This window comes from Acinetobacter sp. HR7, assembly GCF_000773685.1.
Lineage (GTDB): Bacteria > Pseudomonadota > Gammaproteobacteria > Pseudomonadales > Moraxellaceae > Acinetobacter > Acinetobacter thermotolerans.
In genome coordinates, this window is sequence record NZ_JPQO01000165.1 from 24,848 (window position 1) to 37,175 (window position 12,328).

Consider the following 12,328-nt stretch of genomic DNA (forward strand, 5'->3'; position numbering starts at 1 on the left):
GAATTGAATATTGCGTATGCAAATTATGACCGATCGGCTGCATAAGAACAATATGCTTTCGCCAAAGTGGTGCAATTCTTTATACAAAGCTCTGGCTGAACAAGCAATCACTAAAAAGAATGAATTTTATAATGATTTCTTTGGTGAGGATTTTCTCAATGGTCTGGTTGAGGAACATATCTCTTGGTACAGCAGATATAAAGAAATGTGTTTATAGGAATAATTTATTTTAAATACAGTGTCTTAGTTGTTATTTAGAGTAATAAAGAATGAGATAAGAGCTAAAATATATAGAAATAAAAAGTGAATTTATCGCCAAAAGTTAGATAAAAATAATCAATTAATTCTTTTTAGATATTAATTAAAATAGGTTTATTGATTGAATGTTGGATTTTTAAGATTGATTTATCACTGCTAAAGCGATGAACACAAAATTTTTCATGACTGGACTAATTGTTTTTTCGACTTTCTGTGATTGAGAAGAAAAGTAATAACATTTGGGTTTGTCCAGAGAAATCCTACAAAAATGTTCAACTTATTGGTAGTTAAATCCGACTTCGGTCTTAGCGATGATGGCGACTTTAATTTTGAACGCTGATTGAACAAGGATATTCCAATGGAAAAATCAGACAACAAGCACGCGATAATCACGGTCGGGATCTGTTTCCTGATCGCCGTGATTGAAGGCTTAGATATTCAGGCTGCAGGGATTGCGGCAGCGGGTATTCGTGAGCATTTTGGTCTCGATAGCTCGCAATTGGGGGTGTTTTTCAGTGCAGGGATTCTGGGTTTATTACCTGGTGCACTGGTCGGCGGTCGATTTGCGGATCGAATTGGCCGTAAGAAAGTCTTGATCTGGTCTACAGGGGTTTTCGCTCTATTCACCTTATGTACCGTTTGGGTGAACAGCTTTCACAGCTTGCTGGCAGTGCGTTTCCTGGCAGGTGCGGGTCTGGGTGGTGCGATGCCAATCCTGATTACCCTGGCATCTGAAGCCGTTGCTCCAAAAAATCGTGGTCGTGCGGTGGGCCTGATGTACTGTGGTATGCCCGTTGGTGCGGCGATTTTGTCGTTGATTGCGGCAACTGAATTCGGCGCTAACTGGAAAAATGTATTCTACCTGGGCGGTTTGCTACCTCTCATCGTGATTCCACTGATGATGCTTTGCCTGCCAGAGTCGAAAGAATACCTGAAAGCGCAAAACAAAACTGCGGCAGAACTGGCAGCCTCACCAAAAGGTTCATTCAAGGATCTGTTTAACTCGGACAACCTGTTACGTACGCTATGTATCTGGGTGAGCTACTTCTTCACGCTGATGGTGGTTTACATCATGCTAAGCTGGTTGCCATCCCTGTTTATGGAACTGGGCTTCACCCGTAAAGATGGTTCAACTGCACAGTTCTACTTCATGGTGACTGCAACCATCGGTACTGTGATTCTGGGTATGCTGACGGATCGCTTGAAAAAAGCCTATGTCATCATCTTGATGTACGGTGGTATCCTGGCAGGTCTGCTGGCGCTGAATGGTGCAAGCTCACTGGAGCAAATGTACATGGCAGCAGCATTGGCGGGTGCCTTCGTGATTGGCTGTCAGGGCGTACTGTATGCCTTCGGTAGTATCGTGTATCCAACTGAAGTGCGTGGTACCGGTGTGGGTGTTGCTTCTGCTGTTGGCCGTATCGGTGCAATGCTTGGTCCTGCAATCGCGGGTCAGTTACTGACTGCAGGCTTTGGTGCAGCAGGGGTAATCTCGGCAGCGATTCCATGTATCGTGATCTCTGCGGTATGTATGCTGTTCCTGGTGAGCCGTACCAAAGTTTAAAATAAGAAATGAATATCCAAAAAAGCCTGCCGTGATGCAGGCTTTTTTATTGCTGGAATGATGTGTTTTCAATGCGACAAGCTGAGTCGCAAAACATTTATTAAATCATTATTTTAAAAATAAAAAATGGCATAATGCTGTGTAAAAAATAATAAAGCCTGGAGGAAAGGGTTGAGCGCAAAGCAATTAATCGCCCAGTTTAAAATTGACCAGCATGAATTCCATCTTTACCTGCACGAATATGAAATCCAGCTGCATAAGGTTGCTGCAGCAGTTCCCAAAGTCCGGCTCAGTTCAGAGGCCTGGCTAAATTTCGAAGATGAGGCCCGTATGGATGATGTTGGGCAGAACATCAATGCCTTTGCTGTGATGATTCAGTGCCGAAAGCATTTACGCCACTATCTCGCCAAACATCCGCTACGTTATTTCTACTTTCACGCATCTACACCACGCAAGGCGCGGATCTACCCACGGTTTGCCGAGCGGCTGTGTCAGCAGTTGTCTGACTATGACTTTTGTCAGAATGATGAGTCATTCTATTTTTATCGTCGCGACTAAAAAAGTGCAGGTTTTTTCGCTATGCTGGACCATCATCAAATTTTCATGGAATGAGGACTTATGCAGCAAAACGCCGCGTTGATTGTTGTGGATGTACAAAAAGGCTTTACCCCGGGTGGCAATCTGGCGGTCAAAGATGCGGATCAGATTATTCCCAATATCAATCAACTAGGACAGTATTTTGACAATGTGGTGCTGACCCAGGACTGGCATCCAGCAAATCATATTTCTTTTGCCGAGAATCATGCAGGCAAGGCACCTTATGACACGATTCAGCTGGATTATGGTTCTCAGGTGCTGTGGCCAAGTCACTGCGTACAGGGTACGGAAGATGCCAAGCTGCATCCAGATTTGAATTTGCCGCATGCGCAGCTGGTGATCCGTAAAGGCTGCCATCAGCAGATTGACAGTTATTCAGCGTTTATGGAAGCGGACCAGAAAACCACGACCGGTCTGGCCGGTTATCTGCGCGAGCGCGGTATTGATACTGTGTTTATTGTCGGCATTGCGACGGACTTCTGTGTGGCCTGGACCGCACTGGATGCATGTAAACTCGGTTTCAAGACCTTTGTGATTTCGGATGCCACTAAAGGCATCGACTTAAATGGTTCGCTGCAGCATGCTTGGCAAGATATGCTGGCCAAGGGTGTAAAGCGTATCTATATGAAAGATATCGTAGAACTGGCCTAAACCTTTTGTCTTAGCCAGATTTTGCAGGCGGTTTGCCATGTTAAGTTGCCTGCATTCAATAGCCGTGGATTGCCATGGCATATTTCTTTTATGACCCATGGACTCCCCACATGTCGGCATTATTTAGATTTACCCAATTTTTTCAGAAAACCTTTGCGCTTTGGGTCATTGTATTCGCGGTGCTTGCCATTGCCTCGCCAGCGACGTTCGTCTGGCTGAAAGCCTATATTCCATGGATGCTCGGTATCATCATGTTTGGGATGGGCATGACTATGACCCTGGCCGATTTTAAAAGCGTCTTGCAAAGTCCTAAAGCGGTATTGATTGGTGTGTTCGCCCAGTTTGTGGTGATGCCGGGTTTGGCTTTTCTGCTCTGTCATTTGTTCCAGCTTCCGGCAGAAATTGCCATCGGGGTGATTCTGGTGGGCTGCTGCCCGGGGGGGACAGCATCGAATGTGATTACCTATATGGCTAAGGGCAATACGGCTTTATCGGTGGCATGTACTTCAGTATCCACCTTGTTGGCACCCATCCTGACACCTGCTATTTTTTATCTCTTGGCCAGTCAATGGCTTGAAATCAATGCCCTATCGATGCTGGTGTCGATTTTACAGATCGTATTATTTCCGATTCTACTCGGTCTGATTGTACGTGCGATTTTTAAAGCCAAAGTCAATGCATCTATCCAGGTGATGCCTTTGATTTCGGTAGTGGCCATTGTCACGATTGTGGCAGCGATCATTGCTGGCAGTAAAGCTCAGATTCTAGAATCGGGTCTGATGATCCTCGGGATCGTGGCACTACATAATGGTATGGGCTATCTACTGGGTTACTGGGCCAGCCGTATCTTTAAATTACAAGAAATTGACTGCCGTGCGGTATCGATTGAAGTCGGTATGCAGAACTCAGGTCTGGGCGTGGCTTTGGCGGCGGCTCATTTTACTGCATCACCGATTACCGCAGTACCCAGTGCCATTTTCAGCCTATGGCACAATATTTCCGGTCCTGCTTTGGCAACCTATTGGGCAGCTAAACAGCCGCCAGAAACAGATCAAGCTAACAAATCTCAGCAGCCATAAGTCATAAAAAAGCCCGATCTTGAATCGGGCTTTTTGTTATCTAAATTTCTTAAGAAGCTTTGGATTGTTTTGATTTCAGGATATCGGTTCGGAAGCTTTGCGCCAGTTCCGCCATCTCTGCATCCATGCCGTTCATGACAAACGCATGGCGAGTGAGGACATTGGTTGGATTTGGCATGCTGACCAGCTCATAGTGATCGGCAATCTCTTTCAGTAAGGTATTTGGCACATGCACAGCGCTTTCACGCGCCACCAGTTGCTGTACCAGTCGTTCCGCTGCTTGAGTTGAGTTCAACTGCATTTCATCCACTTTCGATGAAATTGCACAACGGGTCTGCAGCACAAAGCGTTTGTCTTCACGGTAGCGTTTATACAGCACTTCAGACAACAGCTGGAATACATAGCTGATTAGGGTCAGGCAGGCAAGAGCATCCGGTTTGTCCGCAGCAATGCTTAAGGTTGCACCTTTTTCATCAAACTTGTGCACGGTCTGGATATCCGAGCTGTTTAATTTGTAATGCTGTACGCACAGTTCAGTGGCCTTGTTCAGGAAGATCTGGCACAGGTTAAAGTAGGGCACAGAAACCGTCTTATTCACTGAATCCAGTAGCTGTTTAGGATCATAGAACTGGATATTCAGGGAAAGGGTATCTTTTTCCTCGGCCACTGGGGTGGAAGTTTTTTCTTTTGGCTTTTGCTGAATGGCTTGCTGTGCCTGGGCAATTGCCAGTGCGGCATTATGTTTTTCCTGTTCCAGTGCCTGAGTCAAGGTCTGAATCTCGAATTTCAGACGTGATTCATTGTTAATCCGTGCCAGATATTCACTACGGCTCGGGCGGGCGATGGCACGATAGCCTAACCACAGCAATGCATGGATGATGAACGAGAACAGAATTGCCATCCATTGGGTACGCAGAATTTCACCGATGCTGAGTTCGATCAGGGTAATTTCCACTGAACCGACTTTTTTCTCGTTGACTTGTGCATCACGGACAAAAACTTCGCCTTCACGGGTTTTGGTCAGTCCACCAGTGGCTAAAACTTGAGCATTTGAATCGAGAATACGAATTGACGCCACACTTGGGTTGGTGGCATAACGGTTTGCCAGCAAAGCCAGTGAAACCCGGTTGGGTGGATCAAGCTCGGCCAGGCTGTCTGTCACCAGTTGGCTGGTCATCAGCTGACCCTGACTGGCACGGTTTTCATTCAGCTGGTGAGTCGTTGCCAATACCAGCAAGAAGGTATGCAGGGCAAAACTTATAATCAGTAGGCTAGCAAATAGCCCTTGTCTAGGCGCATTCAACGTAAACTTCCAAGGCAATTCTGTTCAATTTCGATTATGATTCTAACAATAGTTGTAGCTCAGACCCGAGTCAATTCATGCGAGAAATCATTCTTATTTCATTTTTAGGACCGGACCAGCCTAATCAATTTACACGATTAATGCGGGTTTTGTCCGCTCATTCCTTACAGATCCTGGATGTAGGACAAGCGGTTATTCATAACCAGTTGACCTTAGGTATTGTTGTATCTTCGGACGACCAGACTGCAACCGCGTTAGCGATGAAGGAAATCCTGATTCTAGCACATGAAATCGGGTTAACAGTGCGCTTTAAACCAATCTCCGTCGCAGAATACAATCAATGGGTGCAGGAAGGCGGTCAGACCCGCTATATCGTGACTGCATTGGCTCCAGAATTAAAGGCTTCTGACCTGCAGGCGGTGACCCAGATCGTCTCCAACCAGGGCTTTAATATTGAAACCGTGACCCGACTCTCCGGTCGTCCGGTACTGGATGGTGCTGAAGCTGGGCCGAAACGTGCCTGCGTACAGTTTAGCCTGAAGGGCCAGATGCTGGATGCCACTGCCATGCGTACTGCGTGTCTGCGTCTGTCAACTGAACTGGGCATTGATGTGGCAGTCCAGGAAGACAATGTCTATCGGCGTAACCGCCGTCTGGTTTGCTTCGATATGGACTCCACCCTGATCGAGCAGGAAGTGATTGATGAGCTGGCCAAAGAAGCCGGTGTCGGTGCACAGGTCGCTGAGATCACTGAACGCGCGATGCAGGGCGAGCTGGACTTTCAGCAAAGCTTCCGTGCACGGGTGGCCTTGCTGAAAGGTATGGATGCATCGGTACTGCCAAAAATTGCTGAACGTCTAACCTTAAGTGAAGGTGCAGAACGCCTGATTTCGACTTTAAAAGCACTGGGTTATCGTACAGCGATTCTGTCTGGCGGCTTCCAGTATTTTGCTGAGCATTTGCAAGCGAAACTGGGAATTGATGAAGTGCACGCCAACGTCCTAGATGTTCAGGATGGTATTGTCACTGGTGAAGTCAAAGGTCATATCGTCGATGGTGCACGTAAAGCACATCTATTGATGACCATTGCTGAAGAGATGGGCATTTCCATGGAACAGACCATTGCTGTGGGTGATGGGGCTAACGACCTGCCAATGCTGTCAATTGCAGGCCTAGGAGTCGCGTTCCGTGCTAAACCACTGGTTCGCCAAAATGCCAATCAGGCGATTTCTAGCGTGGGTCTGGATGGGGTGCTGTACCTGCTCGGTGTGCATGACAAAGACCTAAGCCGTGCTTGATTTCAGATCGATTTAAACTAAAAAACGCAGTCCAAGAGCTGCGTTTTTTTATGCCATTTGAGAATGATTTAAAGATGAACAGGGCAGCCTGTATAGAAATACACCGATCATCTTAAACGGAAAAAAAATTTTTTTAGTCCAAAAAAACAGCGTTGATTTTGTAATGACACGCCAGCGTCGATGACACAAATGTTTTGCAAAAACTCGAAAATCAAAAAATGTAATGACAAAATAATATCGCGACAATATATGTCGTTCCGTAAAAGAAAAGGACTTTTTTTAGTCAAAAAACTCATCATAATGCTGGCATAGACAAACAAATCAGTATGTTCCACTTGGTGGTTTTATCGACTTCAGCTGAAAGAAAGACTGCATCTGCAGCAGCTTCAGTTGAACGGAGGGGATGTTATGGTAACAGCGAATTTAGCAACAATTGTAGGCCTGAGCCTGGTAGCCGCTGCTGTGCTTATTGTGTTCTTCTCACCTTATCGTCGCTGGCTGAGCTTTATGGTAGCGGGTATGTTTACCTGGGGACTGATCGAAATTATTCGTTTTGGTACACAAACCCTGTTTGAACTGCCAATGACCTATGCTTATCTGGCGTCTTTAAGCAGTGTCATGGTGATTGTCACTCTGCTGCTGCTACGCGAAGATCGTCGTGCTGAACGTGCCTTGCTCGCCAAGCGCCGCTGCATCGAGCACACACCAGTATATGAAGATGACCAGCAGCAGTTATCCAGCCGCTAACAGTACTTAAAATAAAAAGAACAAATGCACCTTCGGGTGCATTTTTTGTTAAACAACATCAACAAACTGCATGCTTAACCTGCCAAGATTTTATGCTAGGATAGCTGTCAATTTTCGTACAATTACAAAATAGGCATAACGCATGAAACTGTCTTCGATTCCTGTCGTGAAACTTCCTTTGGTTGATGTCAGCACTGACCCGCTGGATTTGCTGGTGGCTGGTCTGGCTTTGCGCATGAAGCAGTTGGCACGTACCAGCCCAAAATTTATTGAACTGGTGCATGAGCGTCAGTTCCGAATCCAGATCGGTACTGATGAAGGCTTTGCCCGCCAGATTATTGTCAATAATGGTCAGATCGATACGGTATCTGGCAATCCTGAACCCGCAGATTTCGTGTTGCAGTTTGCCGATAGCGAGCAGGGTGTAAAAACCTTGATGAAAGGTGACCCGACTGCGTTTATGACCGGTATGCAAAACGGCAGTATCAAGATGGAAGGGGATTTTGGTTTGCTGGTTTGGTTTAACCAAGTCGCGAAAATGATTCCACCGAAACTGCCAAAACCAGTCAAAGAAAAAGTGAAACTGGTGCGTCAGTTTATTAAAGAAAAGACTGGTAAATAAATTAAAAATCTTTCATCCTTTTTACACCCTCTTTGTGTTTCTCCCAGAGGAAGAAAGAAAAGGTAGGATGAAAGATTTTTTAAAAGCAAAAGCCCTCAATCCGAGGGCTTTTTTTTTTTTGTTTATTCTACTTCCAGATTAAACGTCACCGGTCCATCATTGACCAGATGCACTTTCATGTCCGCGCCAAAAATGCCGGTCTGAACCGCTGGAAATTGTGATTTGGTATAGTCCACCAGTTGCTCATACATGGCTTTGGCTTCTGCAGGTGGCATGGCTGGTCCAAAATCGGGACGTAAGCCTTTCTGGGTTTGTGCCATCAGGGTAAATTGTGACACCAGTAAAATTCCACCATTAGCCTGTGTCACGTTCCAGCCCATTTTGCCTTGATCATCATCAAAGAAACGGTATTTCAAGATTTTATCAATCAGCTTCTGACCTTTTTCCAGAGTATCTTCTTTGCCAATCCCCAAAAACACCAGAATGCCATGCTGGATTTCGCCAGTGGTTTCACCCTCGACCACGACTTTGGCTTCAAGTACCCGTTGTAACAATGCACGCATATTTGACTCAAAACTAAAAAATTGCCTGCATTGTACAAGATCAGCAGAAAAGGTGTGGATGGATACTGCTTAAAATTTACTCCATTTATTGAGATTCAACAGACTGGACCGAAGACTATGGCTGAGTTTGCCAAAGTGATTGGCCAGGAAAAAACAGCTACAAAAAATCATTCAGACAGCCAAGAAATTTTCAGTAAAAGCAGATAAATAAGCTGTTTTTTACATTTAATTTTTCGTGATATTTTCACCTAGCTGTACGTAATTCCTGCAATATTACGAGCCGTTTTATGCTTTAATGCAGAGATAAGCACAGCGATATTTCTGAAGTTATGGCGCCAATCATCCAATCCCTGCTTGATACTGACTTGTATAAATTCACCATGTTACAAGTGGTCTTGCACAAGTTTCCGCAAACCCACAGCCTGTACCATTTCCGTTGCCGCAACCTAGAAGATACAGTTTATCCACTGACTGATATTCTGGATGATCTCAACCATCAGCTCGATTTGCTGTGCCAGCTGAAATTTAAAGAAGATGAACTGCAATACCTGCGTGGCATGCGCTTTATCAAAAGCGACTTTGTCGATTATCTGGAACTGTTCCAGCTGAAACGCCGCTTTATCAAAGCCAGCATCGACAGCGAAGGCCGTCTGGATATTACTGTTGAAGGTCCGATGGTGCAGGCGATGATGTTTGAAATCTTTGTGCTGGCGATTGTGAATGAACTCTATTTCAGCCGTATCCGTACGCCTGACGTGCTGACAGAAGGCGAGCGTCGCCTGAAAGCCAAGATTGAATTGCTAAAACAGTACGATGCAGCACAGGATCCGAATGATCCGCCATTCCTGGTCTCGGATTTTGGTACCCGCCGTCGTTACAGCTTCGAATGGCAAAAGCATGTGGTGGAAGAGTTTAACAAGGCTGCACCGCATGTGTTTCGTGGAACCAGTAATGTCTTGTTAGCCAAAGAATTAGGTATTACTCCAATCGGTACTATGGCACATGAATTCCTGCAGGCGTTCCAAGCTTTAGACGTCCGTTTGCGAGATTTCCAGAAAGCAGCGCTGGAAACCTGGGTACAGGAATACCGTGGTGACTTGGGGATCGCGCTGACTGATGTGGTCGGTATGGATGCCTTCCTGCGTGACTTTGACCTGTACTTTGCCAAACTGTTTGATGGCCTGCGTCATGACAGTGGTGACCCGTATGAATGGGGCGACAAGGCTTATGCCCATTACAAGAAGCTGAAAATCGACAGCAAAACCAAAATGCTGACGTTTAGTGATGGACTGAATCTGGAAAAAGCCTGGAAACTACATCAGTACTTTAAAGATCGCTTCCAGGTGAGTTTCGGGATTGGCACCAACCTGACCAATGATATGGGCCAGACTCCACTGAATATCGTGCTGAAACTGGTGGAATGTAACCGTCAGTCTGTGGCGAAAATTTCTGACAGCCCAGGAAAAACCATGACCGATAACGATACCTTCCTGGCTTATCTGCGTCAGGTCTTCGATATCAGCGAAATGGCTGAAGCCTAAGATAAAAAACCGTCTCAAACCTGAGACGGTTTTTTTATACAATGTTCTGTTTGCCAAATTCGTTATCATAAATTGTGATAAATAACCCATTAAAAACCGCATAATTGTAAAAATGAGCTGTGCTAAGATCAGACTGATTTGAACCATAATTCCTATGACAACGATGACAGCTTCAGCTTTTAATTTTGGTCTGCTGATTGAAGCAGAAGACCTGGTGCCACATCTGGGCAATGAAAAACTCCGTATTGTCGATCTGAGCCGTGCTTCGGTGTATGAGCAGTTGCATATTCCGAATGCCTTGCAACTGCAGCCGAAAATGCTGGTGCGTCAGGAAGAAAATGCGCTGGGTCTGTTGCCAGATCAAGCCGGTCTTGAAGCATTAGTGCGTTATCTAAATATCTCGACAGATCATCATGTCGTAGCCTATGACGACGAGGGTGGAGCATGGGCGGGGCGTCTGCTCTGGAACCTGCACTGCATCGGTTTTGAAAATACCAGCCTGCTGAATGGCGGGATTCATGCCTGGATCGCAGCTGGGCTGCCAACCTCGTCTGATCCGGTGAACTTACAGCCGGTAGAGAATTTGGTTCCCGTTCAGCTGGATCATGAAAAAGAGGTGCGTATTGATTATAAAGCGCTACGTCAGCAGGTCGAGCAGGGCAAGGTTCAACTCTGGGATTGTCGTACTGAAGAAGAATATACCGGTCTGCGCCTGACAGCGCGACGCGGCGGTCACATTACCGGGGCACGTCATTTCGAGTGGAGTACTGCCCTTAACCGGCAAAATCATTTAAAATTGCATCCTTTACAGCGCACTCAACAGCGTCTGGAACAGCTGGGCTTTGATCTGAAGCAGCCTGTGGTGGTGTACTGTCAGTCACATCACCGCTCAGGGCTGGCTTATATTTTAGGTCGTCTACTTGGCTGGGAAATCCAGGCTTATGATGGTGCGTGGAGTGAATGGGGCAACCGCCTCGATAGTCCAATCGCTACAGGGGAGTCGCCATCTTGAGCATCACATCGCGTTTAAAACAACAACTTTTTATCCAGGCTCAAAAGGTTGTGCCACAACACCGTCTGTCCCGTGTGGTCGGCAAAATTGCAGCCAGTGAAAATCCAGTTGTCAAAACTGCGGTGATTTCTGCCTTTAAAGCGAAATATGGCATCGACATGTCGATAGCTGAGCAGACCAATGCGTTGAAATATAGCTCTTTTAATGACTTCTTTACCCGTGGTTTGCGTACCGGCGTACGTCAGGTGGATTCGGATGTGACCAGCATCGTTTCTCCAGCTGATGGTGCGATTTCCCAGCTGGGCAAAATTGAAGATGGTGATGTGTTTCAAGCCAAAGGACAGAAATTTACGGTTGAAGCCTTGATTGCCGATCCACAACTGGCGCAACCTTTTAAAAATGGTGAATTTGCAACCGTCTATTTGTCACCACGTGACTATCACCGTGTGCATATGCCATTTGCTGGTACTTTGACTGAAACCTTATATGTACCGGGTGAACTGTTCTCGGTGAATCAGGTAACTGCAGAAAATATTCCAGGTCTGTTTGCCCGTAACGAGCGTATGGTGTGCCTGTTTGATACTGAACTGGGCCGTATGGCGGTGGTTTTAGTTGGCGCCATGATCGTAGCGGGGATTGAAACCGTCGCAACCGGTAAGGTAAAACCGTCTGGGCGTATCGAACTGAACCAGCATGACCTGTTCCTGGAAAAAGGTGCTGAGCTAGGCCGTTTCTATTTGGGTTCTACTGCAATCATCCTGTTTGAAGAGAATAAGATGCAGTGGGATGAGAAGTTTAAGGCTAATTCAACGGTGTTGATGGGTGAGGCACTAGGTCATACGATTTAATTTGTAATAAATATTCCTCCTCCCTGTGGGAGAAAGTTAGGTGGAGGGGACTTATATGGAATTAGACCTCGCCCTAGCCCTCTCCTAAAAGGAGAGAGAATCTAACCATAATAAATATTTCCTAGATTTTCCCTCTTTGAAAAAAGTGAGAAGCACTGCTTTGCAAGGGGGAGGATTATAAAAATCGCAGATTCAAATCCCAAGTGCGACACATTTGTAGTTAGTAGGACTTACGCACTATTACT

At 45.9% G+C, this 12,328-nt stretch carries 12 protein-coding genes; 10 read left to right on the forward strand and 2 right to left on the reverse strand.

Annotated features, from left to right (window positions below; genetic code table 11):
- The first annotated feature begins 616 nt into the window (after nucleotides 1-616).
- The 4 genes from mhpT to GW12_RS08295 all read left to right on the forward strand — a co-directional run bounded on the left by mhpT (nucleotide 617) and on the right by GW12_RS08295 (nucleotide 4,149).
- Complete coding sequence (gene mhpT / locus GW12_RS08280) at nucleotides 617-1,822, forward strand: 3-(3-hydroxy-phenyl)propionate transporter MhpT (RefSeq protein ID WP_034586133.1); 1,206 nt, start codon at nucleotides 617-619, stop codon at nucleotides 1,820-1,822.
- Between the two features lie 171 nt (nucleotides 1,823-1,993).
- A complete protein-coding gene (locus GW12_RS08285) occupies nucleotides 1,994-2,380 on the forward strand; it encodes a hypothetical protein (RefSeq protein WP_034586136.1) in 387 nt (128 codons plus the stop codon).
- A 60-nt stretch (nucleotides 2,381-2,440) separates the two neighbouring features.
- Nucleotides 2,441-3,070: a bifunctional nicotinamidase/pyrazinamidase gene (gene pncA, locus GW12_RS08290; protein WP_034586139.1), complete on the forward strand. Its 630-nt coding sequence runs from the start codon at nucleotides 2,441-2,443 to the stop codon at nucleotides 3,068-3,070.
- Between the two features lie 110 nt (nucleotides 3,071-3,180).
- On the forward strand, nucleotides 3,181-4,149 hold the full coding sequence (locus tag GW12_RS08295; protein ID WP_034586142.1) for a bile acid:sodium symporter family protein: 969 nt from the start codon (nucleotides 3,181-3,183) through the stop codon (nucleotides 4,147-4,149).
- A 49-nt stretch (nucleotides 4,150-4,198) separates the two neighbouring features.
- Here GW12_RS08295 and GW12_RS08300 read toward each other — a convergent pair whose 3' ends face one another.
- Nucleotides 4,199-5,452, reverse strand: a complete 1,254-nt coding sequence (locus GW12_RS08300) for a hypothetical protein (RefSeq protein ID WP_034586145.1) — start codon at nucleotides 5,450-5,452, stop codon at nucleotides 4,199-4,201.
- A gap of 77 nt (nucleotides 5,453-5,529) precedes the next feature.
- Between GW12_RS08300 and serB the strand changes: the two genes are divergently transcribed.
- The 3 genes from serB (at nucleotide 5,530) to GW12_RS08315 (ending at nucleotide 8,119) form a co-directional block, all read left to right on the forward strand.
- Nucleotides 5,530-6,750 (forward strand): phosphoserine phosphatase SerB, encoded by a 1,221-nt coding sequence (gene serB, locus GW12_RS08305; protein ID WP_034586148.1) that lies wholly within the window; start codon nucleotides 5,530-5,532, stop codon nucleotides 6,748-6,750.
- 408 nt (nucleotides 6,751-7,158) lie between these two features.
- On the forward strand, nucleotides 7,159-7,497 hold the full coding sequence (gene aciT, locus GW12_RS08310) for a ciprofloxacin tolerance protein AciT (RefSeq protein WP_034586151.1): 339 nt from the start codon (nucleotides 7,159-7,161) through the stop codon (nucleotides 7,495-7,497).
- Nucleotides 7,498-7,639: 142 nt separating this feature from the next.
- Nucleotides 7,640-8,119 carry an SCP-2 sterol transfer family protein gene (locus tag GW12_RS08315; protein ID WP_034586155.1) on the forward strand — a complete coding sequence of 160 codons (480 nt, stop codon included), beginning with the start codon at nucleotides 7,640-7,642 and terminating at the stop codon, nucleotides 8,117-8,119.
- A 122-nt stretch (nucleotides 8,120-8,241) separates the two neighbouring features.
- On the opposite strand, the gene dtd is transcribed toward GW12_RS08315, so the two are convergent.
- A complete protein-coding gene (dtd, locus tag GW12_RS08320; RefSeq protein WP_034586157.1) occupies nucleotides 8,242-8,682 on the reverse strand; it encodes a D-aminoacyl-tRNA deacylase in 441 nt (146 codons plus the stop codon).
- A gap of 329 nt (nucleotides 8,683-9,011) precedes the next feature.
- On the opposite strand from dtd, the gene pncB reads away from it, so the two are divergent.
- The 3 genes from pncB (at nucleotide 9,012) to asd (ending at nucleotide 12,083) form a co-directional block, all read left to right on the forward strand.
- On the forward strand, nucleotides 9,012-10,223 hold the full coding sequence (gene pncB, locus GW12_RS08325; RefSeq protein WP_034586160.1) for a nicotinate phosphoribosyltransferase: 1,212 nt from the start codon (nucleotides 9,012-9,014) through the stop codon (nucleotides 10,221-10,223).
- A 163-nt stretch (nucleotides 10,224-10,386) separates the two neighbouring features.
- Nucleotides 10,387-11,235, forward strand: coding sequence for a sulfurtransferase (locus tag GW12_RS08330; protein WP_034586163.1), 849 nt, complete (start codon nucleotides 10,387-10,389; stop codon nucleotides 11,233-11,235).
- Nucleotides 11,232-12,083, forward strand: coding sequence for an archaetidylserine decarboxylase (gene asd / locus GW12_RS08335; RefSeq protein ID WP_034586166.1), 852 nt, complete (start codon nucleotides 11,232-11,234; stop codon nucleotides 12,081-12,083). Before GW12_RS08330 ends, asd begins: the two co-directional genes overlap by 4 nt.
- The last annotated feature ends 245 nt before the right edge of the window (nucleotides 12,084-12,328 follow it).